Source organism: Rhizobium sp. FG96 (assembly GCF_057808655.1).
The window spans coordinates 168,548-192,599 of sequence record NZ_JBMDIL010000003.1; the positions used below are offsets into that span (position 1 = coordinate 168,548).

Annotated in this window: 30 protein-coding genes and 1 pseudogene; 18 read left to right on the top strand and 13 right to left on the bottom strand. The window is 62.7% G+C overall.

Annotated features, from left to right (window positions below; translation table 11 throughout):
* Window positions 1-103 precede the first annotated feature (103 nt).
* Entirely contained in the window at window positions 104-568 is a 465-nt protein-coding gene (locus tag ACODR6_RS07020; protein WP_203430584.1) for a hypothetical protein, read from the top strand.
* Window positions 569-576: 8 nt separating this feature from the next.
* On the opposite strand, the gene ACODR6_RS07025 is transcribed toward ACODR6_RS07020, so the two are convergent.
* The 3 genes from ACODR6_RS07025 to ACODR6_RS07035 form a co-directional block, all read right to left on the bottom strand.
* Complete coding sequence (locus ACODR6_RS07025) at window positions 577-1,200, bottom strand: response regulator (RefSeq protein ID WP_112711184.1); 624 nt, start codon at window positions 1,198-1,200, stop codon at window positions 577-579.
* Complete coding sequence (locus ACODR6_RS07030; RefSeq protein ID WP_489022222.1) at window positions 1,197-2,591, bottom strand: sensor histidine kinase; 1,395 nt, start codon at window positions 2,589-2,591, stop codon at window positions 1,197-1,199. Before ACODR6_RS07030 ends, ACODR6_RS07025 begins: the two co-directional genes overlap by 4 nt.
* A gap of 83 nt (window positions 2,592-2,674) precedes the next feature.
* Window positions 2,675-2,854 (bottom strand): hypothetical protein, encoded by a 180-nt coding sequence (locus ACODR6_RS07035; protein ID WP_203430586.1) that lies wholly within the window; start codon window positions 2,852-2,854, stop codon window positions 2,675-2,677.
* A 172-nt stretch (window positions 2,855-3,026) separates the two neighbouring features.
* On the opposite strand from ACODR6_RS07035, the gene ACODR6_RS07040 reads away from it, so the two are divergent.
* From ACODR6_RS07040 to ACODR6_RS07065, 6 genes are all read left to right on the top strand, one after another.
* On the top strand, window positions 3,027-3,425 hold the full coding sequence (locus ACODR6_RS07040; RefSeq protein ID WP_489021805.1) for a DUF1236 domain-containing protein: 399 nt from the start codon (window positions 3,027-3,029) through the stop codon (window positions 3,423-3,425).
* Window positions 3,426-3,536: 111 nt separating this feature from the next.
* Window positions 3,537-4,400 (top strand): DUF1236 domain-containing protein, encoded by an 864-nt coding sequence (locus ACODR6_RS07045; RefSeq protein WP_489021807.1) that lies wholly within the window; start codon window positions 3,537-3,539, stop codon window positions 4,398-4,400.
* Between the two features lie 51 nt (window positions 4,401-4,451).
* Window positions 4,452-4,616, top strand: coding sequence for a hypothetical protein (locus ACODR6_RS07050; protein WP_165402705.1), 165 nt, complete (start codon window positions 4,452-4,454; stop codon window positions 4,614-4,616).
* A complete protein-coding gene (locus ACODR6_RS07055) occupies window positions 4,613-5,218 on the top strand; it encodes a BA14K family protein (RefSeq protein ID WP_489021810.1) in 606 nt (201 codons plus the stop codon). The genes ACODR6_RS07050 and ACODR6_RS07055 overlap by 4 nt, the downstream gene beginning before the upstream one ends.
* 75 nt (window positions 5,219-5,293) lie before the next feature.
* On the top strand, window positions 5,294-5,617 hold the full coding sequence (locus ACODR6_RS07060) for a hypothetical protein (RefSeq protein ID WP_489021812.1): 324 nt from the start codon (window positions 5,294-5,296) through the stop codon (window positions 5,615-5,617).
* 489 nt (window positions 5,618-6,106) lie between these two features.
* Window positions 6,107-6,508 (top strand): YbaN family protein, encoded by a 402-nt coding sequence (locus ACODR6_RS07065; RefSeq protein WP_489021814.1) that lies wholly within the window; start codon window positions 6,107-6,109, stop codon window positions 6,506-6,508.
* Here ACODR6_RS07065 and ACODR6_RS07070 read toward each other — a convergent pair whose 3' ends face one another.
* The gene (locus ACODR6_RS07070; protein WP_489021816.1) at window positions 6,509-6,817 is read right to left on the bottom strand and encodes a BA14K family protein; all 309 of its coding nucleotides are present in this window, start codon (window positions 6,815-6,817) and stop codon (window positions 6,509-6,511) included.
* Window positions 6,818-6,962: 145 nt separating this feature from the next.
* On the opposite strand from ACODR6_RS07070, the gene ACODR6_RS07075 reads away from it, so the two are divergent.
* Entirely contained in the window at window positions 6,963-7,922 is a 960-nt protein-coding gene (locus ACODR6_RS07075) for a GGDEF domain-containing protein (RefSeq protein ID WP_489021818.1), read from the top strand.
* A gap of 56 nt (window positions 7,923-7,978) precedes the next feature.
* Here ACODR6_RS07075 and ACODR6_RS07080 read toward each other — a convergent pair whose 3' ends face one another.
* The 3 genes from ACODR6_RS07080 to ACODR6_RS07090 all read right to left on the bottom strand — a co-directional run bounded on the left by ACODR6_RS07080 (window position 7,979) and on the right by ACODR6_RS07090 (window position 8,851).
* A complete protein-coding gene (locus tag ACODR6_RS07080; RefSeq protein ID WP_199628252.1) occupies window positions 7,979-8,212 on the bottom strand; it encodes a hypothetical protein in 234 nt (77 codons plus the stop codon).
* Window positions 8,213-8,391: 179 nt separating this feature from the next.
* Window positions 8,392-8,568: a hypothetical protein gene (locus ACODR6_RS07085; protein ID WP_162708575.1), complete on the bottom strand. Its 177-nt coding sequence runs from the start codon at window positions 8,566-8,568 to the stop codon at window positions 8,392-8,394.
* Window positions 8,569-8,686: 118 nt separating this feature from the next.
* The gene (locus ACODR6_RS07090; protein WP_489021821.1) at window positions 8,687-8,851 is read right to left on the bottom strand and encodes a hypothetical protein; all 165 of its coding nucleotides are present in this window, start codon (window positions 8,849-8,851) and stop codon (window positions 8,687-8,689) included.
* 40 nt (window positions 8,852-8,891) lie between these two features.
* Between ACODR6_RS07090 and ACODR6_RS07095 the strand changes: the two genes are divergently transcribed.
* The 3 genes from ACODR6_RS07095 to ACODR6_RS07105 all read left to right on the top strand — a co-directional run bounded on the left by ACODR6_RS07095 (window position 8,892) and on the right by ACODR6_RS07105 (window position 11,373).
* On the top strand, window positions 8,892-9,059 hold the full coding sequence (locus tag ACODR6_RS07095; protein ID WP_199628391.1) for a hypothetical protein: 168 nt from the start codon (window positions 8,892-8,894) through the stop codon (window positions 9,057-9,059).
* Window positions 9,060-9,435: 376 nt separating this feature from the next.
* Window positions 9,436-9,786: a hypothetical protein gene (locus tag ACODR6_RS07100; protein ID WP_413712342.1), complete on the top strand. Its 351-nt coding sequence runs from the start codon at window positions 9,436-9,438 to the stop codon at window positions 9,784-9,786.
* On the top strand, window positions 9,787-11,373 hold the full coding sequence (locus tag ACODR6_RS07105) for a methyl-accepting chemotaxis protein (protein ID WP_489021824.1): 1,587 nt from the start codon (window positions 9,787-9,789) through the stop codon (window positions 11,371-11,373). It begins immediately after the preceding gene.
* Between the two features lie 66 nt (window positions 11,374-11,439).
* On the opposite strand, the gene ACODR6_RS07110 is transcribed toward ACODR6_RS07105, so the two are convergent.
* Window positions 11,440-11,787 carry a hypothetical protein gene (locus ACODR6_RS07110; protein WP_489021826.1) on the bottom strand — a complete coding sequence of 116 codons (348 nt, stop codon included), beginning with the start codon at window positions 11,785-11,787 and terminating at the stop codon, window positions 11,440-11,442.
* Between the two features lie 38 nt (window positions 11,788-11,825).
* Window positions 11,826-12,461 carry a helix-turn-helix domain-containing protein gene (locus tag ACODR6_RS07115; RefSeq protein ID WP_130281548.1) on the bottom strand — a complete coding sequence of 212 codons (636 nt, stop codon included), beginning with the start codon at window positions 12,459-12,461 and terminating at the stop codon, window positions 11,826-11,828.
* A gap of 158 nt (window positions 12,462-12,619) precedes the next feature.
* Between ACODR6_RS07115 and ACODR6_RS07120 the strand changes: the two genes are divergently transcribed.
* Window positions 12,620-13,567, top strand: coding sequence for a hypothetical protein (locus ACODR6_RS07120; RefSeq protein ID WP_489021828.1), 948 nt, complete (start codon window positions 12,620-12,622; stop codon window positions 13,565-13,567).
* A 3-nt stretch (window positions 13,568-13,570) separates the two neighbouring features.
* On the opposite strand, the gene ACODR6_RS07125 is transcribed toward ACODR6_RS07120, so the two are convergent.
* The 3 genes from ACODR6_RS07125 to ACODR6_RS07135 form a co-directional block, all read right to left on the bottom strand.
* Window positions 13,571-15,316 (bottom strand): hypothetical protein, encoded by a 1,746-nt coding sequence (locus ACODR6_RS07125; protein WP_489021830.1) that lies wholly within the window; start codon window positions 15,314-15,316, stop codon window positions 13,571-13,573.
* Between the two features lie 103 nt (window positions 15,317-15,419).
* Window positions 15,420-16,079: a response regulator transcription factor gene (locus ACODR6_RS07130; RefSeq protein ID WP_489021832.1), complete on the bottom strand. Its 660-nt coding sequence runs from the start codon at window positions 16,077-16,079 to the stop codon at window positions 15,420-15,422.
* Window positions 16,045-17,265 (bottom strand): PAS domain-containing sensor histidine kinase, encoded by a 1,221-nt coding sequence (locus ACODR6_RS07135; protein ID WP_489021834.1) that lies wholly within the window; start codon window positions 17,263-17,265, stop codon window positions 16,045-16,047. The genes ACODR6_RS07130 and ACODR6_RS07135 overlap by 35 nt, the downstream gene beginning before the upstream one ends.
* Before the next feature lie 254 nt (window positions 17,266-17,519).
* Here ACODR6_RS07135 and ACODR6_RS07140 point away from each other — a divergent pair, with 254 nt between their 5' ends.
* The 5 genes from ACODR6_RS07140 to arcC all read left to right on the top strand — a co-directional run bounded on the left by ACODR6_RS07140 (window position 17,520) and on the right by arcC (window position 21,514).
* Window positions 17,520-17,882, top strand: a complete 363-nt coding sequence (locus ACODR6_RS07140; protein WP_489021836.1) for a hypothetical protein — start codon at window positions 17,520-17,522, stop codon at window positions 17,880-17,882.
* Between the two features lie 82 nt (window positions 17,883-17,964).
* Window positions 17,965-18,171, top strand: a complete 207-nt coding sequence (locus ACODR6_RS07145) for a hypothetical protein (protein ID WP_112711167.1) — start codon at window positions 17,965-17,967, stop codon at window positions 18,169-18,171.
* Window positions 18,172-18,301: 130 nt separating this feature from the next.
* Window positions 18,302-19,528: an arginine deiminase gene (gene arcA / locus ACODR6_RS07150; protein ID WP_112711166.1), complete on the top strand. Its 1,227-nt coding sequence runs from the start codon at window positions 18,302-18,304 to the stop codon at window positions 19,526-19,528.
* 40 nt (window positions 19,529-19,568) lie between these two features.
* Complete coding sequence (locus tag ACODR6_RS07155; protein WP_112711165.1) at window positions 19,569-20,573, top strand: ornithine carbamoyltransferase; 1,005 nt, start codon at window positions 19,569-19,571, stop codon at window positions 20,571-20,573.
* Window positions 20,574-20,575: 2 nt separating this feature from the next.
* Window positions 20,576-21,514, top strand: a complete 939-nt coding sequence (arcC, locus tag ACODR6_RS07160; RefSeq protein ID WP_489021839.1) for a carbamate kinase — start codon at window positions 20,576-20,578, stop codon at window positions 21,512-21,514.
* A 16-nt stretch (window positions 21,515-21,530) separates the two neighbouring features.
* Here the strand turns inward: arcC and ACODR6_RS07165 are convergent.
* Window positions 21,531-22,891 (bottom strand): annotated as a pseudogene (locus ACODR6_RS07165) (amino acid permease).
* A 171-nt stretch (window positions 22,892-23,062) separates the two neighbouring features.
* Here ACODR6_RS07165 and ACODR6_RS07170 point away from each other — a divergent pair.
* A complete protein-coding gene (locus ACODR6_RS07170; protein WP_112711162.1) occupies window positions 23,063-23,986 on the top strand; it encodes a cation diffusion facilitator family transporter in 924 nt (307 codons plus the stop codon).
* Window positions 23,987-24,052 lie beyond the last annotated feature (66 nt).

Below are 24,052 nucleotides of genomic sequence, written 5' to 3' on the forward strand. Positions count from 1 at the left end.
GTCCGACCCGGCACCATGGTCCCGGGACCTTGCTTTTCGCAGCCGGTAGCGATCTCATACGTCCTGTCTTGCGTAGAGGCTGCAAGAAGCAGAGACGGAAACCATGAGCCAGTCGAAACGACGCTTTCTGAAGATCATCGCCGGAGCCGGGCTGGCCGCAGCCTTTCTGCCGCTCGGTGGCGCACGTCGTCTGAGCCTCGATGCCTTCGCCAAGAGCGGCAACAATGGCAATGGCGGTGGCAATAACGGCAATGGTGGCGGGAACGGCGGCGGAAATGGAAATTCCGGCGGCGGCACCGGAAATGGCAATGGCAATAACGGGAATGGCAAGGGCAATGGCGGTCCGGCAAGCTCCGCCGAGCCTGCCGACACCGGGACGGCCTCTACGGGCACTGGCGTCCAGGCGACGCGCGGCGCGGATGGCACAATCCGGATCCGCCACCGCAACGGCATCACCGAGACGATCGTCTCGAACCGCTACGTGATGAAGGATGCGAAGGGCCGGACGATCAGCAACAGGCTGGCGACGCAGGCCGATGTTACGCGCCTGTCGCGTTATCTCCGCTAGGACCGATCCTAGGCCAGATCCCGCCATTTGATGGCGGCCTCGGTACGGTTGGTAACGCCGAGCTTCAGCAAGATTTGCGTCATGTGATGCTTGACGGTCTTTTCCTGCAGGTCGAGACGCAGGCCGATATGCTTGTTGGAGAGGCCTTCGGCGACGAGTTCCATCACCTCGAGCTCGCGCGGCGTGAGTGATGCCTTGGGCGAGGACTGAGCGCCCAGCGAGCGCTCCATCACCTTGGCGGACATCGCCGGAGAGACGAATTTCGAGCCTCGCACCACGGCCCGGATCGCTTCGGCAAGGCCGCGCGACCCGATCCCCTTCAGCACATATCCGGCTGCGCCGCGCTGCAGGGCTGCGGACAGTGTATCGACCTCCTCGGACGCGGTCAGCATTAGCACCCGTGTTTCCGGGCTTCGCGACAGAACCGAACTGATCGCCTCCAGGCCGCCGCCGGGCATGGAGACGTCGAGCAGCAGCACGCTGGGCCGGTCGGAGGCCGCAAGCCGGATCGCGTCGTCGCTGCTCGCACCTTCGCCGATCACCACGAAATCATCGACCTCCGAGAGGCTGCGGCTGACGCCTTCCCGAAACAGCGGGTGATCGTCCACGATGCCGATGGTGATCGCCGTCATTTTGCATCCTCCAGTTCCATCAGCTGAAGCGTCATCGACACCACCGTGCCGGCGCCGCTGGTCTTGATATCGAAGTCTCCGCCGAGACTGTCGACCCGTTCGCGAAGTCCCGCAAGCCCAAGACTTGTCGGCCGCACCTCGTTCGGATCGAAGCCATCGCCCTGGTCACGAACCTCGATCCTGACCTCGCCGTCGCGCACACGTGCCGTCACCGATTGCTCGATGCCGCCGCCATGGCGATAGGCATTGTTGAGCGCTTCCTGGACGAAGCGGTAGACGCAGATCTTCACCGCGGCCGAGAGGTCCGAGCGATCATCCTCGACGCTGCGCAAGACCGTGCTTGCCGTCCTCGTCTCATGGGCGGAGACCACCCGCTCGATGATCTCTCCGAATGAGGCGCCCTCGATCTCCGGCAGGACGAGGCCCCGGCAGATCGTACGGATTTCCCGCATCGCCTCGGCAAGGCTCGAGCGGATCCACGACAGCTCCTTTTCCCGCATGTCGGGGCTTGTTTTGGCATCGACCAGCATCTCGCTGTCGAGCCGCAGCGAGGCATAGGCGATATGCTGGGCAGGTCCATCATGAAGGTCGGCGCCGACGCTGCGAAGATAGGTTTCGTTGAGAGCGGCGGCCCGCAGCGAGGACCGTTGCAGGCGCCGCTGCAGGGCAAGTTTTTCGGCAAGCAGGGACGAGAGTTCCGTCACCTTGTCGCGGAGATCGCTGCGTTGCGCCTCGATCAGCCGGCTGCCGCGGAAAACCAGAGCCGAAAGCGCCAGAAAGAAGATCGCCGTCAGTCCGGCGACAGAGGCCCAGCTCCAAAGTCTTGCGCGGGCAATGCTGTCGGCAAGCCCCTCAGCCGTCTCGTAGAACTCGACGACGGCGACCGGCTGGCCGGACCATGGCTGCAGCACCGGATTGTAGATTTCCATCAGCGGCTTGCCGAGCTGCCTCTCCTTCTCGCTCTCCGGATCGCTGGCGACCTCGTATCGCGCGACGAGCGCGCCTGAAAAGGCTTGGCGAAGCTTGTCGCTGACCGGGAATTTCCGGCCGATCAGCTCCTGTTCGTTGGAGTAGAGGATGGTGCCGTCGCTTCTCCAGAGCTTGAACGAGACGAGGCGCTTGCCGAGTGCGCCCTGCGACAGCGTCTCGTTGAGCGCCTGGGCGCTTCCTTCGTCGAGAAGGGTTTCCGTCTGCATATCGGGAAGCAGCGGGGCGACGACGCTATCGACATAGAGCGCGGTCGCTGCGCCGGAATTATGGATCACCGCGTCCTCGATCAGCCGCGTCAGCAAAATGCCGATCAGGAGCATCGCCATGATCGAGACGACGCCCCCGGTTATGAAGAACTGGGAGGCCAAGGAGCGGGCATTCCAACGGCTGAGCCAATGCATCTGCGACCTGTCGACTGCGTGTCCGACAGACATGGTACTACCCTAGAGGAATTCCAGATAGCTGCGTGACATCCCGGCGGCGCCTAGTTCGGGACATCGCGTGTATCGATGACATCCGCGCCGGCAACGCTCTTGGTGATCTGCGTATCGCCCGACATCGCCGCGCCGAAGAAATAGAGGACGCCGCATAGGAAGACGACCAGTGCGACGACCGACGCATTGATCGCAACCGGGCCGGCGGAAGGTCTATGGATGCTGCTCATGACTGGGCTCCTTTGGTCCCTGTAGCAACGAGCCGAAATGGCCGCAGTTCCAGACCCCCGACCATGGTCCGGGGTGCCCCGGACTGAGGTCCGATGCCCGGAACAGGCGGCGTCTCCGATCGTTGGGTAGGCAGCGGTCATTAAGGCCGCCTAGCGACAAAAGGAGGAGAAAATGCTCTCCAAGCCTATGGTAGGCGTGGCTGCGGCCGCGACCCTGATGTCGGGCGTTGCACTCGCCCAGTCTTCCACCGTCAATGGCGCTGCAGGTGGTGCCGTGACCGGCGCGATCGTCGGCGGTCCCGTCGGTGCTGCCGTCGGTGGCGTGACGGGTGCCGTTGTCGGCACGGTCATCGATCCGCCGCCGCAGAAGGTGGTTACCTATGTCCGTGAAGCGCCGGCACCTTCGGCCCGCGTCGTGGTCAAGGAAAAGATCGTCGTCGGCCAGCCGCTTCCGGAGACCGTCGTCGTCACGCCGGTTCCTGAAAATCCGAAGTATGCCTTTGCGGTCGTGAACGATGAGCGCGTCATCGTCGAGCCGTCGTCCCGCAAGGTGATCCAGGTCATCAACTGACCGGATCCCGGACGCGGCCGAGGTCGCGTCCTCCATTCCTAAACACGAAACGAAATCCAGCCGCACATCGTGAGGCACGGCCTCGTGCGGCCCGAACTCAGAGAGATTGTCATGAAAACCAAGACCCTTGCCGTCCTGATGACGGCCCTGTCGATCGGTGTATCGCCCGTCGGCATCATGTCCGCCTCAGCCCAGGATGCTCCGATCATCAAGAAGAAGGGGGCAGCCCAGACCGATCAGTCCGGTGGCGCCACTCAGCAGCAGCCCGATGCCGGTGGCGGCGCTCAGGGCTCGCAGCCCGGTGCCGGTGCAGCAACCGGCGGCGAGCAGACACAGCAGCCGGCCGCGGGATCGGATGGTTCCACATCGACTGACGGTGCTGGCGGCAAGGCGCAGGTTCAGCCCGGCACCTCGACAGAAGGCGGCACGGCGCCGGCCCAATCCGGCAGTGAGACGAAGCCGGACGCTTCAGGCAATGGTGCCGCGCAGGGTGGCGGCATGAAGCCCAGCGGCACCTCGGGCACTGACGGCTCCAAGCCATCGACCGAACCCCAGAAATCCGGTTCGCAGGAGAGTGGCACGTCATCCGAGACCCAAAAGTCCGGCAGCGATGCGCAGAAATCCGGTGATGCCACGAAGCCGTCCGGCTCGACCGAGACGCAGACCAACAGCAAGACCAATGTCGAAAACAATACGACCGTCAACAAAACGACCAACGTCAACATCTCGGTCGAACAGCAGACGGAAATCCGGGCGGTCGTGAAGGAAGTGCATGTCGAACCGGTTCGTGAAGTGAACTTCACGGTCTCGGTCGGTACCGCGATCCCGAAGAAGATCCGGCTGGAGCCGCTGCCGCCGCGGATCGTCAAGATCGTACCGCAGTACGAAACCTACCGCTTCTTCATCCTGGCCGATGGACGGATCGTCATCGTCGATCCGACGGCCTACACGATTGTCTACATCATCACGGCCTGACGGCCTGAACCGGTGGCGTTCGCGCCGCCGGTTTTTCTTATGGAGAGACGGATGATCTACGGGGAACCAAAATCGGCAAGCGCCGTTCTTCCGATCGTCGCCATCCTGATGGCGATGGCCGGCTGCATCCTCGTTCTGCTTTCGAATGTCGATCGCGGCGATGAGAAGCAGGGCAGGGTATTCGTTCCGGTCGAACAGCGGGAGCTTGGCAAATGAACGCGGTCGCATCACTGACATTCGGTATCGTGACATCGGTCGCCGGCTGTATCGCGGCTGCATCCGTGGCTTCGATTGTCATGGCGGAATCGGAGACGCATCGGCTCGCCGATCTCTCGGCGCCGGATCTTTGGACGACGAGCCCGGTTCGCGTCGATCCTGGCAAGCAGAATTACCAGCGCGTTGCACCCGTCTATTCGAGCTATGTCACCGATGCGCCGAAGATCAGCGTCGCGTCGCGCGAGCCGGATCCCGCGCCGGTGGTGGCTGCCGCAGCGGAGCCGGCTTTGCCGGCAGAGCACCTCAACTGGTGCTCGCAGCGCTACCGTTCCTACGATCCCGCGACCAACAGCTACCGCGCCTTCAGCGGCGAGAGGCGCAGTTGCACCTCGCCCTATTCGGAGCAGGCTGGCAGCGGAGAGGCTGTGACGCAGACTGCCGCGACAGCCAGCCCCAGCGCTGTCGACAGCAGGGCGGCTGCGTCCTGGTGCGCGGCGCGCTACCAGTCTTACCGCGCGGAAGACAACAGCTACCAGCCTTTTGACGGGCCGCGCCGGCAATGTCAGCCGCCGTCTCAGGATGTCGTGACCGCGATAAATTGACCCGCATCAGACTTTGTGCCGTGGTGCCCATCGGGTCCGGCGAATACATCTGTGGCCCAACCACGGGAGTAGCAGATGTCGATTCCGGTCATTACCGCTATCCAGGCCGCCAGCGAAAGCGTGCCTTTGCTGACGCCAGCTGACAAGCGCATGCTGGTTGCGCATATCCACCGCTATCTGGAAGACTACCGCCGCGACGTGCTGGGCGATCTGCCCGACCGCCGCTGTGGCTGGATGCTGCGCCTCATCGAAGCTGTGTCCTCCAAGGCCCGCGGCATCGTCGAGGCTGATGCCAAGGAATTCCGATCGATCATGGTGGAATTCGAGAAACTGCTCGTCGTGCTCGACGATCTCAGGCTGTCGCACAAATGGTCCGAGCAGCCGGTCGTCCTGCACTAGTGCCGGCAAAAAAATAGGGCCATCCGTGGATGGCCCAAATGGGAGAGTTCGAAAACCTCCAGAGGGAACCGCCGACGAAGGCCGGGAGGAGTGGCCTTGATGCTTGTCGGCGAGTTCATAATCGCCGTTCAGCCACTCTTTTGAAAACATCCAGGCTCCAATAACCGGCGCTTATTGAGCATTTTCTGTTATGAGATCGACTGCCAACGAAACCGCATTCTCCGGGGACTCCCGCCTGACCAAAATTGGTAGCATCAAGCGCTTGCAAAGCCGCTGCATCGGCATAGAGTAAGCCTATGAAATCGCTTCGCAGGTGACCACGGATGTACTGGCACCGGCTGACGGCGATGATGGGAGGTCGGTGCGAGAATTCGCCCGGCCTTTTCCCTTTTAGGGCTGCTGCGTCCGGCGCGCCCCTTTACAATCATCCCGAATTTCCCGACGAAGGCATCGGCACCCGGATCGAGGGTGCGCTGGAGTGCCTGCAATTTGCCCGATGATCAAAGTCCGACTGCCGCGCCGCGGCGCAATCCGGTTGTCAAAGCCGCCTATATCGGGCTTGGCCTGGTAATGGTGGCGCTCGGCATTATCGGCGCGTTCCTGCCGTTGATGCCGACGACGATCTTCCTGATCATTGCCGCCTGGTGCTTCGCCCGGTCTTCGCCGAGGCTCGAGGCAAAGCTGATCAACAGCCGGTTCGGCGCGCCCCTCAGGGACTGGCGCGACAGCGGCGCGATTTCACACTCGTCGAAGCTTCTCGCTGTTTTGGGTATGGCCTCGGGCTATGCGATCTTCTTCGCTACGTCGCACCCGTCGCCGATCCCTGCTGTCGCAGTCGGGCTTGCGCTGCTCGCCTGCGCCGCATTCGTTCTGTCCCGGCCGCGGCCGTGATCAGCCTGGCGAGCGGCAGGTTACGTCCTTGCCCTGCGGACCCTTATAGGTGTTGTCAGTCGGGTTATAGGATGGGAAGCGCTGCGCGCACCATTTGATATGCGCGATCTCGGCGGGAGAGAGCAGCCAACTCTCGGGCTCCGCCGCCTTGCTTGTCCCTGAGGAGTAAGCCGCTACCGCGGCGTTGTTGTCGGAACTGCCTGCCGTTGCCGGAGGAGAAATCCTGAAAGCAAAGGCGGAAGGCGCGCCCGACAGGGCAATGACCGCAGTCACGGCGCATGCTGTCAGAATTTTCCTTGCCGGCTTCATTTGCCACTCCATTCACCTATCGCAAATGAACGGAGAGGCTGGCGATTTTGTTCCAGCCACGATCGCGTGAGCGCTGCCGAGGGATAACGGGGCGTCAATGAATCTGTGCCAGGCTGTGCCAGACAATTGCGGATAGAGGAATGTGATGCTGCTGTCGTCCCTGGTGAAGAAGATCGGAAGCCGCTCGGACGATCGCAACATCAACAGGCTGGAACTGGCCAACGACGTCCATCACCTCAAGCAGGTCTTCGACCGCTGCTCGAAGGCCGCCCGCATCGGCGTATGGGAATGCAATCTCGCCGATGAGCGTCTCTCTTGGACCGACATGGTCTACGAACTCTTCGATATCGAACCCGGCACGCCGCTCGTGCGAAGCGAGATCGTCGCCATGTATTCGCCCGCCGCTCTTCTTGAGCTTCAGAGACTGCGCCGCGATGCGATCGAGCAGCAGGGCGGCTTCTCGCTCGATGCGGAGATCGTCACTCGCAAGGGTAACCGCCGCTGGATCAGGATTACCGCGACCGTCGAATGCGAGGACGGCCGTCCCGTCCGCGTCTCGGGCTTGAAGCAGGATGTAACGGCAGAGGTGATGCTGCTCGAAGAAATCCGCCGCCGCGCGGATTTCGACCACCTGACCGGGCTCGCGAACCGGTTCCGCTTTCATGAACGCCTCGGCGGTCTCTGCGCCTCGGAAACAGGCTGCGCGCTGCTGCTCGTCGATCTCGACGGTTTCAAGCGCGTCAATGATATCCTCGGCCATCAGACGGGCGATGTCTGCCTGGTCGAAACGGCAAACCGGCTGAGCGCCGCGGCGGAGAACGCCGACCTGGTATCGCGGGTCGGCGGCGACGAGTTCGCCGTCATCTACAACGGCGCCTCCGTCCACCAGATCGAAGCTGCCGCGGCACGCATCGTTGCCGCCCTGCAATGGGATGCCGGCGACGGCATCATGCTCGGAGCATCCGTCGGTATCGCCTGGGCGAGCCCCGGATCAACGTCGGCTTCTCTCTACGAAGAGGCGGACAAGGCCATGTATCGCGCAAAGACCTCCGGCCGAAACCGCTTCGTCGCCCATCGCCTGGCGGGCGATCTCGACGCGGCGTAAACCCGGTCCTGTTCCAAGGAAGAAATTCTAGACAATTGCCGAGAGGGCAGCGCCGCTCAGGCGGTGCGCTTTGCGGTGATCATGCCCCAGGCGAGGCGCAGCTTTTGCAGGCGGGATGCCGTGCGCTCATGGACGGGGGTGCTTATGCCGTTGCGGAAATCCGCCAGGGCCTGCGCCTGTAATCTCGTTCTCGCCGGCTGTCCGGCGTGTTCGTCGATGGCGCGGCCATCCTTGGCGTCGATGACTGCCCAGCTTCCGTTCTCGAGATGTTGAACCTGATATCTCTGCATACGCCACCCACCCTATTGCTCTCCAAGAGAACGGGCTCCGGCAGCAAAAATCAATCCGTCTTGTCAGAATGTGCTGATATACTTTCGAACAGTGGTGAATGGCTGATTATCTTTCTGCCCCCACCGTTCATACATTAGCGAGAGTAGGCGCTTGTACGCCTGGCCAGCCTCCGGCGCGATCAAGCGGCCAGGGCGTCCTCGTCCTCGGCGAGATAATCCAGGAGGTCGTAGAGAACCTCGGTCTCGCTATCGTTGTCGGGTCTGCGTGTCGGCGGGACGTTCTTGACCGGGGCCTTCGGCCGCTGGCGGAACGTCGGTCTTGGAACACGCACGCTGTTTGCGCGTCTGTTTGCCATCTTTTCCTCACTCGCAACAAAAAAGAGGATCACTAGCTCTCTGGCATTATCCAACCACAAAGGGCCCGATGTGTCGCGTGACGCCGGCGTGACAGGGCTTCTCCGGCTGTTGTGAAGCTTAAGTCAGCTGTTTCAAGGCGCGCAGCAGGGCTTCGGTTCTCTCGCTGGAGGTGAGCGCCAGGGATTGGTGCTCGGCGAGTTCCCGCAGTCCGGCGAGCACTTCGGCTTCCTTCCAGCCGCTATCGACGGCGTGGTCCACCAGTTCGCGGAATGCAAGCTGCAAGGCATCCTGGCATCGGATCGGTCGGTCAGGATCGTCTTCGGTGACAAACGGCCTGGAAATATCGCTCAAAGGCGGCGCCGGCTACCGGTCGTCGGCTTCAATCGGGGCGATCGCCATGAAACACAACACGACGGCGAGGGCCAAAACTGCAGAGATTGCGGACAAGGTTATCATCGTCACGTCCTCGCAAATATTGGATGAAGATTAGCGTGAACTGATTTGCGCGAATTGGCAACCGGGGCCGGCTGATTGAGGCGGATCGCAGACCAGGGACGAGTTGTGCAAGTGCGCGAGGCAGGCGGCGGGACGATAGTCGTATTCAGCCGGTGGGTTTAGCAGATGCGCCCGAAAGCACGTATAGCGATAGTATTGTTGATGTAACCGCGGCTGATGCCTCGCAATACTTGCAAGTAGCGTAAACGCTAAATTAATACTACCTTATTTAGAATAATTGTCGTGAATGGTTGTGGTTCGGCAGCATTCCGGCCGGCGTTTTTGGCCATGTCGATCCACACCTTCACTCCGCCATTTGCAACCCCGCAGGCGGCACCGGCCAGCAATCAGATACGATCATCCGAACCAAGATGCCAACGCCAACCCTCTCGAACGCGCGCTATCACGATGCCTCGCTCGGCCGACGAGGATTGCTTGCGGTTTGCGTCTATGGGGCGATTTTCCTGGCGTTGCTGGCATTTGCCCTGGCGACGCCGCGCGGTGAATTCGTGCTCGTCGTCGGCAAGCCCGGACAGTCCGAAGGTCAGGTCGTCGAGCTGATCGGCAGGGCAGGCGGGTCTTTCGTCGCGCCGGGACGTTTCGGCTGGATTGCCGTTGCGCATTCGAGCGCCCCGGATTTCGTTCGCAAACTGAGCGCCGCCGGTGCCTTTCTCGTTCTCAATCACGCCCTTGCCGTGGGCTGCCTCCAAAAGGATACCTGAATGAACTCGCTTCATGCCTTCCGGCTGCGTGTCTCGCCCGTCATTTTCGGGCTCCTCTGGATCAATGCCGGCATTGCCATTCTGGTGCCGGTGCTGCGCGGCAATGGTTTCGACTGGACGGCTTTCATCGTCTGCGCTGCAGTCTTGGCGATGACTTCGGTCTGCTGGTTGCAGGATCGCACCGGGCCGGTGACGCGGCTCGTGACGTCCATGGCTCACGCCGTCAATGTGGCGATGATCGTCTATGCCTTCGAGGGTTCGATCCTCCAGTCGGACATACATATGTATTTCTTCGCCGTTCTGGCGATCTGCGCGGCCTGGCTCGATTGGCGCGCTGTCGTCGCCTTTGGCGGCATCACCATCGTTCACCACACGCTGCTCTATCTGGTTGCCCCCGCGCTGGTCTTCCCGGGAGCCTCCGATTTCGGCCGCGTACTGCTGCATGCGGCGATCGTCGCCATTCAGTCGGCGGCGCTGATCTCGCTGACGAGCTCGATCTCCAACGCATTCGTCTCCGCCGAGGGAGCGCTCGACGCCGCCAACAACGCCAGCACCAGCGAACGCGAGACGCGCGAGCGCGCCCAGGCCGCTGACCGGCTGGCCGATGCGGAGCGCGCCGAGCGCGAGGCGGAAAAGCGGATCGCCGCCGAAGAAACGGATCACGCCATCCGCGTCCTCAGAGGCGCGCTCGAAAAGCTGTCGGACGGATATCTGGGAACCCGTATCGATGGCCGTTTTGCCGGAGAGCTCGACAATCTCAGGCTCTCGTTCAATCAATCGGCCAACAATCTCGAAGCCGTCATTACTCAGGCAAGTCAGGTCACACAACGGGTTCGCCGCGAAGCCGGTGATCTCAACGCCGCGGCGGGCGAACTCTCCGAGCGTTCGGAGCGCCAGGCAGGCTCGATTGCGGGCGCGACGAATGCAGTTGCCCATGTCCGCAGCACCGTAGGCCAGACGGGAACGGTCGCCGAGAAGGTCGGCGGTCTCGTCAGCCACGCCAAGGAAGCGGCCGAGCGCTCGGCGGGCATCGTCACCAGCGCCGTCGGCGCCATGGACCGCATCGAGAAGAGCTCCGAAGAAATCGGCCAGATCATCGGCGTCATCGACGAAATTGCATTCCAGACCAACCTTCTGGCGCTCAATGCCGGTGTCGAGGCCGCCCGTGCGGGCGAGGCTGGCAAGGGCTTCGCGGTCGTTGCCCAGGAGGTGCGGGAATTGGCGCAGCGTTCCGCAAACGCCGCCAAGGAGATCAAGCAGCTGATCACCGCTTCGGGCGATCACGTGAAGCAGGGTGTCGCGCTGGTCGACCAGACCGGCGACGCCCTCGGCCATATCGCGACCGAGGTTGCCGAGATCAGCAGGCACATCGAGACGATCATTTCAGGCGCGCGGGAGCAGGCAGCCGGGCTCGCCGAGCTCGATACGATCATCGTGCAGATCGATAGCCTGACGGCGCAGAACACAACGATGGTGCAGCAATCGCTCAGCGCTACCGACGCACTGGCCCACGAGGCGACGATCCTCGAAGGTTTGATGTCCGGCTTCTCCGGCGAACAGGGTCAGGCCAAGCGCAAGGCGGCCTGATGGTCACGTGATAGCAAAACAGGAAAGCCCGCCTCTGGCGGGCTTTTGTCATTCGGCGCTCTACGCCTATTGCTTCAGATCAAAGGCCTGGCCGTCAGCGCGAAGTTCCGCCAGCGTCTTGCCGACACAGGTGCCGGCCGCATTGCTGCCGATCGCCTTGGCCTCGCCGCCAAGGGTGATTGTGCCGCCGATCCGCTCGGAGGCGACATAGGTCGCGACGCCGTCCTTGGAGACGCGCGATATGTAGAAGGCATGATAGGTGTCGTTCTGCTTGCATTGGATCAGCACGGGGAATTTTCCGAAGGGATTGTCCTCGGCCTGCGCCGTCGAGATCGGCAGGACGGCGAGTGCAAGAAGGCCGGCGAACAGCGTGCAGGCCGATTGGCGGAAGAGATGGCGGGATGCGGGCGTCATAGGTAATCCCCTTCTTCAAATGCCCCAGATACGGCGAGCTAGACCGTCAAGGCGATGAGCGCATCCCGGTCCAGAAGACGGACGATGCGTTGCAGTTTGCCGTTCAGGCAAAGGACATGCTTTTCACGGAGCTTCGTGAAACAGCGGGCGACGGTCTCCACCGTCAGGCCGAGATAATCGGCGATATCGCTGCGCGACATCATCATGTCGAATTCGCGGGCGCCCGGATGGCGCTCGGCCATTTCGAAGACGAAGGCCGCGACCCGCTTCAGCGCGCTCTGTTCGGTGATGACCAGCTGCTTGTGCTGCGCCTTGGCAAGATTGGTCAGCGCGATATGCAGCAGGTCGATGGGCGCGGCGGTATTCTGGCTGGCGCGAAAGGGGCGTATCGACGTCTCGCACACGGCCTCTGCGAAATCTGTCCTGACATTGCCGGTTTCGAGGCCGAACCATTCGCCCTTGCCGCAGAAGGACAGGATGTAGCGCTGGCCGCTCGGCGTCAGGCGATAGATCCTGACGGCGCCGGTTTCGACCTGATAGATCGCGCGGGCGTGCTCGCCTTCGCTATAGATCGTTTCGTCGGGCTTCAGCCGGATCGGCTGGTCTCTCGCTGGCGCAGGCGGATAGTGCCGCCCGCCCGCTGCATAGTCTCCGATCGTCTGGTCATGAAGCATGGCATCACCCCCATCTCGACCCGCAGAATAGGGAAAGGCGGCTCGCTCCGGTATTCGAGAAACCCTTACGTATTGCTACGGAAGCCCGGAATGCGCGGTGGGTGTATAAGGCCATGCCCCCTTGATGAAGGCGATACGGAGATATGGCGGAGATCTCGATGTCATCTGTAGACGGAGGGGAAGACCGCGCACCCGGGAACCCCGAAGGCATCCGTGCGCAGCTTGAGCGGATCCTCGCGAGCCCGGAATTCCATGCGCCCGAGCGCGGGCGGCGCTTCCTGCAATACATCGTTGAGGAAACGCTGGAAGGGCGCAGCGCCCAGCTGAAAGCCTATACGATCGCGCAGGCGGTGTTCGGACGCAACGCATCCTTCGATGCGCAGAGCGATCCCGTGGTCCGCATCGAGGCGGGGCGCATCCGCCGCGCGCTGGAGCGCTACTATCTCGTCTGTGGCAGCCAGGACCCGATCCGGGTCACCATCCCCAAGGGCAGCTATTCGCCGCAGTTCTCAGGCAATGACGACAATATGATGAGCTTGCCGGGCAGCTCGAAGGCGCAGAGCCATGATGGCGAGCCTCCGCTCCGCTTGCGCCATTTGCTGCTGCCGATCGGCGTACCGGCATTCTTCGGCGTGATGGCCGTTCTGGCGCTCATCCGCCCGCTCGAGGCCTATCTCTCTCCACCGAAGACCTCGCCGTTCTCGACCGCATCGACGACGGCTGCCAGTATCCGGATTGCCGTCGAGCCCTTCGATGCGCTGGGTGGCACGGCGCGCGGCGAGGACTTGGCGAAGGGCCTGACCGATCAGGTGATCGCCAGGCTGACGAAGGTTACCGATATCGTGGTGCTTGCGCCCGGCCGCGCGGGTCAGGACGGCGGCGGGCTGCTCCTCAGCCTGCAAGGCGGGGCGCTTGTCGAGGGCACGGTCCTGCGGCTGCATGTGCGGCTGATCAATGCCGCCGATGGTGCGGTGATATGGGCCAATCAATATGACCGGAATCTCGATGGTCAGGCGATCCTCGACATCGAGGATGACATCGCGGCCGATATCGTCACGGAGATTTCCGGCAGCGGCAAGCTCAACGGTCTGCGCCCGCAGTCGTGAGTGCTATTGCGAGGGTATCGCTGCCGGATCGACACCTGCCGCGCGTAGGCCGCTGAAGAACCGTTCCCGGTCTTCCGGCCGCTGCAGGCGAAGCGAAATTTCACCGTCGATGTTGCGCATCAGCCCCGGTGCGTGGAGGGTCAGCCAATCGGTCTCCTGCCGCGCTTCGTCCGTCTTTCCCGCGGCGCCGAGAATGGAGAGCAGCACGAGATGGTGCATGGGATTGGCTTCGAGATCGGACTTGCGCGACCACTGCTCGGCATCGGCGACATCGCCCTTCATCAGCTGGCAGAGCGCCATGCCGGCCTCGTAATAGCCTTTCGAACCGATGCCCCGGTTGAGCGCGATCGACAGCAGTTCGCAGCCGGTCTGCCACTTGCCGGACATCGCCAAGCGGATGCCATATTCGCCGGCGACTTCGACATCGTCGGGGTTTGCCGCATAGGCTGCAGTTCCGGCTTGCAGCGCCCTGTCGACATCCCCGCGGAAGAAGCTCACCATCATCAGCGCCTGCAGCGTACGCGGGCTTGACGGGGCCAGCACGGCAGCGCGGTTCACCGCATTGCTTGCCATCCGCAAGGCATCCGGCGAGGCCGGGGTGCCGAGCTTGTAGCGAAGCCGGATTTCGTCGAGATAGATCATCGAGAGCTGCGCCCAGGACGTGGCATTGTCCTGATAGCGCTGGGTCGCATTCTGCAGGCAGTTGCGTGCAACGCTGTGGCTGGTGGCGGTGACATTTTGCCGGTAGCTGTAATAGGCGAGCGTGCAGGCATAGGTGCTCTGGTCGCCTCTCTGCGCGGTCGGGGCCATGCCCTCGGCGTTGAAAGGCTCGGCGATCGCGCCGGCAATCTGTTGCGCGATCTGGCCCTGCACCGCGAGCTTGTTCTGGACGCCGAGATTGGCATCGAAATTGTTGGCCCAGATGACCGCGCCATCCTGTTGGCGCACGAGCCGGACCGCGGCGCGCAATCTGTTTCCATCCAGTTGGACATTGCCCTGGAGCGTGAAATCGGCACCGGCGATACTGTCGTCACGCAGCGTATCCGCCACGACCACGATGCCGCGGGACCGTGCCAGCTGGCCGATGACGTCGTCCCTGAGGCCACGGGCGATATCGGAGCGCGTGTCGTCGCGGTCGGCCTCGGCAAAGAGTTCGACCATCACCTTCGGGCTTGCGGTGGCGGCCTGTGCATTCGGCCGTGCGGGCAGAAGAAATGCGAGCACGCCGGCGAAAAGCACCAGCAGCGCCGCGACGCATACTCCGAGATGAATAAGAGTGAGCTTTACCGGATGCGTGCTGCCGGAAACCGGCTTCTCGCGGCTCTCGTGTTGAGGCGGCGGCGCCCGTTCGGGCTGCTTGACCGGCAGCGGCGCCGGAGTGCTCGTGGCATATTCGAAATGCGGGACATATCCGCCTTTGGGGACGGTGACGATCACGCTGTCCGACCGTCCGGCCACCAGATAGTAGCGCTCGAGCGCCTTGCGGATCCGGCCGGCCTCGATGCGCACGACAGGATCGTTCTGCGGGTCGAACGAGGCTTCCCGGTCGAAGACCACATTGGCGATGGTGAACGCCTTGAGAAATTCCGACCGTCCGGCCAGCGTCTCGTTGACGACGAATTCCAGAAAGCTTCGCCCGCGCTTGGCCGCGTGGAACTCCTCGCTGGCGAGAATTCGTTCGACCTGCTCGCAGATTTCGTCAGCCGTCGGCCCAAGACGGCTAAAGGCAGTCGCTCTTGCACTCGTCATGATCGCCCCTACAACACAAGATCATGCAATTACTTAAGCATTGTCTAAGGCATCATATCGCACATGCCGCTGGTTGCAAGATTTGCTTTCGGAGTTGCTTGCGCTAGTTCGGCCAGCCGTTGGCTGGCGTCGCCTTGCGGCCTTCGAGGGGATAGGCGGCCACGCCGGTCGCGATGACCATGCGCATCAGTTCCGCCAGATTGCGCGCGCCCATCTTGGCCATGACATTGGCGCGATGGACCTCGACGGTGCGGGCACTGATGCCGAGATGATAGGCGATCATCTTGTTCTGCAGACCATCCAGCACGCCGACGAGAACCTGATGCTCGCGGGTGGTCAGTTGCGCCAGCGTGGCGGTGACGCTGTCGGGTCCCTGCGTTGCGCGGCTTGGACGTGCCTGTCCGGTTGCCGCATGAATGGCTGCTATCAGCGCCTCTTCCTTCACCGGCTTTTCGAGGAAGTCGACAGCGCCCGCCTTCATTGCCTGAACGGCGGCTGCAATGTCGCCCTGCCCGGTGATGACGATTGTGGGGATGTCCATGCGGTACTGATGCAGCTGGCCGATCAGCTCGATGCCATCCATGCCGGGCATGCGTAGATCCGTCACCAGGCAGCTCCTGCCGGAGAGGGGCAGCAGGTCGAGAAAGGCACGCGCGCAACTATGCGTACGCACCGCAAAGCCGGCGGAAACAAGCATGAAGGTCATGGACCGCCTGAGTGCCTCCTCGTCATCGACGAGATGGATCGTAAGGTCGTTTGCCATTCTGGCCGATCTCCACGATGGGTAGCGAGAAGGAAAGTACCGAGCCGCCCTGCAATCCCCGCCGGGCGGTAATTCGCCCGCCATGGGCCTCGATGATCCGCTTGGAAAGCGCCAGCCCCATGCCGAGGCCGCGCGGCTTGCTGCTCACGAAAGGATGAAACAGCGTTGTTTCGATTTCGGCCGCGATGCCGCAGCCGTTGTCCGAGACCTCGACGACGAGACGCGTGCGATCGCTGGTCCGTGTCGTCACGGTAATCTCGGGCTCCTGAACTCCGTCGGCAGCTTCCGCGGCATTGCGCAACAGGTTCGTCAGCACCTGGGTGATCTGCACGCGGTCGGCAATGACGGCGTCACTCTTTGCATCGAGCTGGAAATCGACCCGGAGATCCTTCCGCGCCAGGCCGCTAAGGGCAAGTGCTGCGGCTTCGCGGATCAGCGCATGCATGGATTCCAACCGCTTCTCACCGGCGCCGCGGCCAGCGAATTCGCGGATGCTTTGCACGATCGTTCCGGCCCAGAGCGCATGCTGGGTGATTTCGGACAAGGCTTCCCTGAGTGCCGCGAATTCGCAGCCGTTGTCGCTCACCAGATGCCCGCACCCCTGCGAATAGGCGAGGATCGAGGAGAGCGGCTGCGAGAGCTCATGGGCAAGCGCCGGCGTCATGTCGCCGAGCGCAACCGTTCGCGCGAGGCGTGCCATTTCGCTCTGAAGCTCGCGAACCTGCTGCAACGTCTCATGCTCGGTACGGAAGTCCTCGAGGATTGCGGCCGCAAAGCCCTGTTCGCGAACGATCGTCAAGGCGGCAGGAAACCGCGCGCCGTCCTTGGTGCTTGCAATACCGGCGCGCATGGCGCCTTGGCTTGCCCAGCGGGCCTTGAGCCGGACGCCCGGCGTCGATGACCAGACGAAGTCGATCTTCTGGCCGATCAGTTCATCTTCCTGGTAACCGAGCAGGGCGATTGCGGCGGCATTGCAGGCGGAGATCCGATGGCAGGATGTGATGACGAAGACGGCGTCGGGAACATGGCCGTATAGACTTCTCAGCCAATCCGCAGACGGGCCGCCAGGGGGCGGGCGGTCCATCTGCTTCTGGGCGAGCGTCTCCGCAAACAGAGGCTTCCTCGATAGGTGAGGGGCGACGGACCCGCGATCGGCAATGTCCAATGCCTTCGTGCTGGTCGCCATGATATTCCCCTCGCCCTACGATTTGGGACAGGTGTCCCGGCCGCTCTCCCATTCAACGATGGCGCGAGACTACTCTTCTTCTCTGACGGATAGATGTAGCATCGCGTAGCCTCTATTGGTCTTACCCTGCGGGCCTTTCAGGCATGAAAGCGGCCCTCGTCCAGCCTCTCAACCATTGATCCGGCTCAATGCCTTTGCCCCTTTGCTCCGTTACTCTGGGCTGCATGGGTTCACGCCACCTGAGGAGCAGGAACATGAGGAAGTTTGCCCTTGCCATCGCCATTTTGAGTGCGGCGTCGATCGTCGTGCCCGCCGCCGCGCAGCAGACCTCGACACAGACCCGCAAGGAATACCGGCGGATGAACTGGGGAGACAATCTGCCGGCGTCGATCAAGACTTTTCACAACAAGCGCTTCACCGTCGTCAGCTATCGCATGCAGGAGGAGACAGGCCACCATCCGTCGCCGGGCAGTGCGGAGCAGGTGGCGCAGATCCGCTCGGCGATCCGGTCCAACAAGTGGCTCGTCGAGCAGCTGAAGGCGAAGAAGGTGTCGCCCAGCCAGATTCTCTGGGCATGGCGTGCCCGTAACGGCAACATGGTTTTCTACATCGATTGAGCGATTGCCGTCCGGCAACGGGGTAGGCGGAAACAACGGCCTCCGTCCGGTCGACACGCATACATCGTCGGGAGGGTCGGTGATGTGGCGGTTGGTCGTCGAAGCTCCGTTCGAAGAGGATATCGAGCTTGCCGTCCTCGATGACGACGGCATTCACGCTCTGGTCTTTCCCTGCCAGCGGCTGCCCGGCGGCTGGGCGAATGCGCTGACGGGCGAGATCCTCGATGTCCACCCGACGCACTGGCGCACCTGGCAGCTTCGCCGCGCCGATACGTCCGAACTGCACTGAGGACTGTCAGGATCAGCAAAAGCCGGTCTGGCTTGTCCGCGATCAATGACCGTGGTGCCCGGCAAAAATAGACTGACGGCAAGAAACCGGCGGCGCGGCCGCCATCCCGATGGCTGGAAGGAGGACCCGCATGCGTGGTTTCGGTGTTCATTCTGAGGTGGGAAAGCTCAGAACCGTCATGGTCTGCAGACCATCGCTCGCACATCAACGGCTGACGCCGGCAAATTGCCATGACCTGCTCTTCGACGATGTGCTCTGGGTGCACGAGGCTCAGAAGGACCACTATGACATGGTCCTGAAGATGCAGGAGCGCGGTGTCGAGGTTCTCGAACTCCATGACCTGCTCGCGCAGACGCTTGCCAACGAGCAGGCACGCGCCTTCGTGCTGGACCGTCGCATCACGCCGAATGTCATCGGTTCGCAGGTCGCCGAGGCGATGCGGCCCTGGCTGGACGAAATGCCGGCCACCCAGCTCGCCGCCGTCATGATCGGCGGCATCGCGATCTCCGATCTTCCCGATGTGAAGGCGAAAGCCCTGATGCTCAGCGCATTGCCGGCGAGCGATTTCGTCATCCCGCCGATCCCGAACACGCTGTTCCAGCGCGATCCCTCCTGCTGGATCTACGGCGGCGTCACCTGCAATCCGATGTTCTGGCCGGCGCGCCGCGCCGAGACCTTGCTGCAGCGGGTGATCTACAAGTTCCATCCCTTCTTCAAGGGCGCCAATTTCCAGATCTGGTGGGGGGATTCGGACGATCAGTTTGCCAATGCCTCGCTCGAAGGCGGCGATGTGATGCCGATCGGCAATGGCACCGTGCTGATCGGCATGGGTGAGCGCACCACCTATCAGGCCGTCGGCCAGGTGGCGCAGGCGCTGTTCCGCAGCAAGGCCGCCAAGCGCGTCATCGGCTGCCTGATGCCGAAAAGCCGCGCGGCGATGCATCTCGATACGGTCTTCAGCTTCTGCGACCGCGATGTCGTCACGCTCTTTGCCGAGGTCGTCGATCAGATCCGCTGCTACAGCATGTATCCAAAGGGCGACGACGGCACTTTCGAGATCCGCCCCGAAAACCGGCCGATGCTGGAGGTCGTCGCCGAGGTGCTTGAGGTGCCGAAGCTGCGCGTCGTCGAGACGGGTGGCAATTCCTATCAGGCCGAGCGCGAGCAATGGGACGACGGCAACAATGTCGTCGCCCTCGAGCCCGGCGTCGTCGTCGCCTATGACCGCAACACCTACACCAACACGCTTCTGCGCAAGGCCGGTGTCGAGGTCATCACCATACGCGGCGCCGAACTCGGGCGCGGCCGTGGCGGCGGGCATTGCATGACATGCCCGATCTGGCGCGACCCGGCCTAATGACCCTCTTCATCCACGAACAGACCGACGGAGCAAGACCATGAGCTTCAATCTGCGTAATCGTTCGCTTCTGACCGTGCAGGATTATACCTCGCGGGAATTCCGCTATCTTCTCGATCTCGCCCGGGATCTGAAGCGGGCGAAATATGCCCGGACCGAGCAGCAGCACCTGAAGGGCAAGGAGATCTGCCTGATCTTCGAGAAGACCTCGACGCGGACGCGATGCGCCTTCGAGGTGGCCTGCTCCGATCAGGGTGCGAATGTCACCTATCTCGACCCGTCCGGCTCGCAGATCGGCCACAAGGAATCCTTCAAGGACACGGCGCGCGTTCTTGGCCGCATGTATGACGCGATCGAATATCGCGGCGCGGCGCAGCATGGCGTCGAGACGCTGGCACGCTATGCCGGCGTGCCCGTCTACAACGGCCTGACGGATGAGTATCATCCGACGCAGATGCTCGCCGACGTCATGACCATGCGCGAACATAGCGACAAGCCGATCGCCGATATCAAATATGCCTATGTCGGCGATACCCGCTCGAATATGGGGCATTCGCTGCTGATCGTCGGCTGCCTGCTCGGCATGGATGTGCGCATCTGCGGGCCGAGGTCGCTGTGGCCGTCGGAGGAATATATGAAGATCGCCAAGGATCTTCAGCAGGCCTCGGGCGCCAAGCTGCTGGTCACCGAAGATCCCAAGGAGGCCGTCAAAGGCGTGGATTTCATCCATACCGACGTCTGGGTATCGATGGGTGAGCCGAAGGAGGTCTGGCGCGAACGCATCAAGCTGTTGACGCCCTATCAGGTCAACACGGATCTGATGAAGGCGTCCGGTAATTCGCAGACCAAGTTCATGCATTGCCTGCCGGCATTCCACGATACCGAAACCACGCTCGGCAAGCAGATCGCCGAGGATTACGGCATGACCAACGGGGTTGAAGTCACCAACGATGTCTTCGAGTCCGAGGCGAACGTTGCCTTCGAGCAGGCGGAGAACCGCCTGCACACGATCAAGGCGCTGCTCGTCGCGACCCTGGGGGATTGAGCATGCGTGTCGTCATAGCACTCGGCGGCAATGCGCTTCTCCGGCGCGGGGAAGCCATGACCGCGGACACCCAGCGGCGCAACGCCCGCGTCGCGGCTCAGGCCATCGCGCCGCTCGCCGCCGAACATGAGGTGGTGATCACCCACGGGAATGGCCCGCAGGTGGGGCTGCTCGCCCTGCAGGGGGCGGCCTACAAGCCGGAGGAAGCCTATCCGCTCGACGTTCTCGGCGCCGAGACCGAGGGTATGATCGGCTATATGCTGGAGCAGGAGCTCGGCAATCTCCTTCCCTTCGAGCAGCCGCTTGCAACGCTGCTGACGATGGTCGAGGTGGACGCCGGCGATCCCGGCTTCCAGAACCCGACAAAGTTCGTGGGGCCGGTCTATGACAAGGGCGAGGCGGACCGCATCCGTGGGGAGAAGGGCTGGGTCTTCAAGCAGGATGGCGACAAATGGCGGCGGGTCGTCGCCTCGCCGGCGCCGAAGCGCATCTTCGAGATCCGGCCGATCCGCTGGCTTCTGGAGCAACGCACGATCGTCATCTGCGCCGGAGGCGGCGGTATTCCGACGATGTACGAGAAGGGCGCCGATCGCAAACTGATCGGCGTCGAGGCCGTCATCGACAAGGATCTCTGCTCCGAGCTTCTGGCGCGCGAGCTGCGCGCCGATCTCCTGGTCATGGCAACCGATGCCGAAGCCGTCTGTATCGATTGGGGCAAGCCCTCGCAGAAGGCGATCCACCGGGTGCGCCCCGATGATCTCGAGCAGTTTTCCTTCCCTGCCGGTTCCATGGGGCCGAAGGTGGAGGCCGCCAGTCACTTTGCCCGCACCAGCGGCAAAACGGCCGCCATCGGATCGCTGGCTGATATCGCCGGGATGGTGCGCGGCGATCGCGGAACGATCATCAATACGCGCTTTGCCGGTCTGACCTGGCACGGCTGATAGCGTCAGCGAGAAACTATCCGGAAACGGCGGGGTGCGTTGCTGCACCTGGCGCCGTTTTCGTTTGGCTGACGGTTTCGCGGCCATTGCGCCGTTGCCAGACATAGACGGGGATGCCGAGCATCAAGAGGACGAGGCCGTAGAGCACCGGCTCGGCGCCCGAGCCATAGAGCGTGAAAATCGCGAAGATGAAGGCGATCAGCTCGATCACCGTGACGCGCGGCATTCGCCCCTGTGTCGCGCCGGCCACGAGGCTGCCGGCAAGGGCACAGAAAGCATAGGGAACGACGGCGGCCATGGTGCTCAAGCCGACCATCAGCTTGTAGGCGGCCGCAAAGCCCTCGGAGCCGATCGCCTGAACCAACACCAGGATCGTAGCCAGGGAGGCCGAGACCATCATGCCCCAGGCGGGAACGCCACGGGAGGAGAGCCGCGAGAAGAGCGGCGGGAACAGGCCATCGCGGGCGGCGGCCATCGGAACCTGGCCCATCAGCAGCGTCCAGCCGTTCAGCGCCCCGATCGACGAGAGCAGGACCGCAAGCGAAATCGCCAGTTCACCCGGGCGGCCCCACATGATGCCGGCTGCCTGCGAGAATGGCGCGACGGAGTGGATGAGCTGTTCGCGCGGCACCAGCCCCATCACCACGATCGTGCCGAGCACATAGAGAATGGCGGCGATGGAGATGCCGAGTACGGTCGAGCGCGGAATGGTCCGCTCGGCATTCTGGACGTCGCCGGCAGGAACGGTCGCCGATTCCAGGCCGAGATAGGCAAACATCGTCAGCGGCGCGAGGGTCGCGATCGACTGCAGCAGTGGTTGGCCGCTCGGATTGAAGTCGGCGAAATGCGAGGTGTCGATGAAGAGGAGGCCGATGATGGCGACGGCGCCGAAGGGCAGCAGCTTGGCATAGGTCGTCACCTGGGCGAAGAGACCGGCGGCGTGAACGCCGCGCAGATTGACGAGCACGATCGTCCAGATCACCCCGAGCGTTAGGATCGTCCCCGTCACGCGATTGCCGAGCGCCGGGAAGAGATCGATGATGACGCCGGTAAAGGCAATCGCGATGACCGGCAACGACGTCCAGATGGAGATCCAGTAGCCCCAGGCGATCAGGAAACCGGCGAAGTCGCCATAGGCGAGCCTCGTATAGGCGTAGGGTCCGCCAACCGCCGGAACGAGGCTCGCCAGGCGCGCGCAAACGTCAGGCCGAGGCAGATGGCGCCGGCGCCCATGATGATCCAGACAAGGATGGCGAGATTGCCGTAGGGGGCGACTGCGGCCGGCGAGAGATAGAAGCCGGAGCCCACCATGTTGCCGACGACGATCGCGGTGCAGGCGGCGAGTCCGAGGCTTTTGCCGTCAGATGAGCTGGTCATGCCGTCCCTCCCGAGCTCCGCTTGAGCTGATGGCCCAAGGGGTTTTGCCTTCGAGGCGCGATTGTCGTTGCAAAAATTGGCGCCCGCAATTCGGATCAATGCGTAGTCGCCGCGGGCGGGCTAGCCTCTATAGTAAGCGCAACAGTGATCTGGTCCGGAGGACTGAAGGGGATGGGCGAGCAGGGGTTTCTCAGAATTTCGATCGCGGCCACCGTCGTCGTCGCCACGCTCGGCGTGGTCTTCGGCATTCTCTCAGGATCGTTCTCGATCGCCTTCGATGGTGTCTATTCGCTGGCCGACGCGGCGATGACCGGACTGGCGCTCTGGGTCTCCAGCCTGATCATCGACTCGACGAAGAGCGACGCCCGCTCCGGCCGTATCCGCAACCGCTTCACCATGGGTTTCTGGCATCTGGAGCCGATCGTGCTCATGCTGAACGGCTGCCTGCTGATGACGGTCGGTGTCTACGCGCTGATCAGCGCCATTATCAGCATCCTGAACGGCGGGCACGAGCTGCATTTCGGCATGGCGGTCTTCTATTCCGCCTCGACAGTGGTCGTCTGCGCCATCATGGCGTTTTCAGGCATCAGGCTGAACCGGCGCATCAAATCCGATTTCGTTTCGCTCGACATCAAGGCCTGGATCATGTCGGGCGGCATCGCTCTTGCGCTCTTGATCGCGTTCCTCGCCGGCATGGCGGTGCAGGCGACGTCGATTGCCTGGATTGCCGCCTATCTGGATCCGGCCGTGCTCGCACTCGTCTGCCTCGTCATGATCCCGCTTCCGATCGGCACGGTCCGGCGGGCACTGACCGAAATCCTGCTGATCGCTCCGGTCGACCTGAAAGACCATGTCGATCGGGTGGCTTCCGAGATCGTGCAGCGGCTCGGCTTCCTTTCCCATCGCGCCTATGTCGCGCGCGTCGGGCGGGCGACGCAGATCGAGCTCTATTTCATCGTGCCCGAAGGCCTGCCTGCCAGAACGATCGAGCAGTGGGATGCGCTGCGCGACGAGATCGGCGATGCGATCGGCGATGAAAGCGCCAATCGCTGGCTGACGATTGCCTTTACCGCCGATACGGAATGGGCCGAATAGAGCCGCCGGCCTCTTTCGGTTGCGTCTTGATTGCAATCAACGACGCTCATGCCCCCGGTGTGTACG

Coding starts and splice junctions, on each gene's coding strand:
- arcC (WP_489021839.1), top strand. CDS start 20,576: ATGCGTGTCGTCATAGCACTCGGCGGCAATGCGCTTCTCCGGCGCGGG.
- ACODR6_RS07030 (WP_489022222.1), bottom strand. CDS start 2,591: ATGCATTGGCTCAGCCGTTGGAATGCCCGCTCCTTGGCCTCCCAGTTC.
- ACODR6_RS07050 (WP_165402705.1), top strand. CDS start 4,452: ATGATCTACGGGGAACCAAAATCGGCAAGCGCCGTTCTTCCGATCGTC.
- ACODR6_RS07115 (WP_130281548.1), bottom strand. CDS start 12,461: ATGCTTCATGACCAGACGATCGGAGACTATGCAGCGGGCGGGCGGCAC.
- ACODR6_RS07140 (WP_489021836.1), top strand. CDS start 17,520: ATGAGGAAGTTTGCCCTTGCCATCGCCATTTTGAGTGCGGCGTCGATC.
- ACODR6_RS07085 (WP_162708575.1), bottom strand. CDS start 8,568: ATGGCAAACAGACGCGCAAACAGCGTGCGTGTTCCAAGACCGACGTTC.
- ACODR6_RS07125 (WP_489021830.1), bottom strand. CDS start 15,316: ATGACGAGTGCAAGAGCGACTGCCTTTAGCCGTCTTGGGCCGACGGCT.
- ACODR6_RS07110 (WP_489021826.1), bottom strand. CDS start 11,787: ATGACGCCCGCATCCCGCCATCTCTTCCGCCAATCGGCCTGCACGCTG.
- ACODR6_RS07075 (WP_489021818.1), top strand. CDS start 6,963: ATGCTGCTGTCGTCCCTGGTGAAGAAGATCGGAAGCCGCTCGGACGAT.
- ACODR6_RS07120 (WP_489021828.1), top strand. CDS start 12,620: ATGTCATCTGTAGACGGAGGGGAAGACCGCGCACCCGGGAACCCCGAA.
- ACODR6_RS07170 (WP_112711162.1), top strand. CDS start 23,063: ATGGGCGAGCAGGGGTTTCTCAGAATTTCGATCGCGGCCACCGTCGTC.
- ACODR6_RS07070 (WP_489021816.1), bottom strand. CDS start 6,817: ATGAAGCCGGCAAGGAAAATTCTGACAGCATGCGCCGTGACTGCGGTC.
- ACODR6_RS07040 (WP_489021805.1), top strand. CDS start 3,027: ATGCTCTCCAAGCCTATGGTAGGCGTGGCTGCGGCCGCGACCCTGATG.
- ACODR6_RS07135 (WP_489021834.1), bottom strand. CDS start 17,265: ATGGCGACCAGCACGAAGGCATTGGACATTGCCGATCGCGGGTCCGTC.
- ACODR6_RS07045 (WP_489021807.1), top strand. CDS start 3,537: ATGAAAACCAAGACCCTTGCCGTCCTGATGACGGCCCTGTCGATCGGT.
- ACODR6_RS07025 (WP_112711184.1), bottom strand. CDS start 1,200: ATGACGGCGATCACCATCGGCATCGTGGACGATCACCCGCTGTTTCGG.
- ACODR6_RS07105 (WP_489021824.1), top strand. CDS start 9,787: ATGAACTCGCTTCATGCCTTCCGGCTGCGTGTCTCGCCCGTCATTTTC.
- ACODR6_RS07020 (WP_203430584.1), top strand. CDS start 104: ATGAGCCAGTCGAAACGACGCTTTCTGAAGATCATCGCCGGAGCCGGG.
- ACODR6_RS07080 (WP_199628252.1), bottom strand. CDS start 8,212: ATGCAGAGATATCAGGTTCAACATCTCGAGAACGGAAGCTGGGCAGTC.
- ACODR6_RS07100 (WP_413712342.1), top strand. CDS start 9,436: ATGCCAACGCCAACCCTCTCGAACGCGCGCTATCACGATGCCTCGCTC.
- ACODR6_RS07035 (WP_203430586.1), bottom strand. CDS start 2,854: ATGAGCAGCATCCATAGACCTTCCGCCGGCCCGGTTGCGATCAATGCG.
- ACODR6_RS07130 (WP_489021832.1), bottom strand. CDS start 16,079: ATGGCAAACGACCTTACGATCCATCTCGTCGATGACGAGGAGGCACTC.
- arcA (WP_112711166.1), top strand. CDS start 18,302: ATGCGTGGTTTCGGTGTTCATTCTGAGGTGGGAAAGCTCAGAACCGTC.
- ACODR6_RS07055 (WP_489021810.1), top strand. CDS start 4,613: ATGAACGCGGTCGCATCACTGACATTCGGTATCGTGACATCGGTCGCC.
- ACODR6_RS07145 (WP_112711167.1), top strand. CDS start 17,965: ATGTGGCGGTTGGTCGTCGAAGCTCCGTTCGAAGAGGATATCGAGCTT.
- ACODR6_RS07155 (WP_112711165.1), top strand. CDS start 19,569: ATGAGCTTCAATCTGCGTAATCGTTCGCTTCTGACCGTGCAGGATTAT.
- ACODR6_RS07060 (WP_489021812.1), top strand. CDS start 5,294: ATGTCGATTCCGGTCATTACCGCTATCCAGGCCGCCAGCGAAAGCGTG.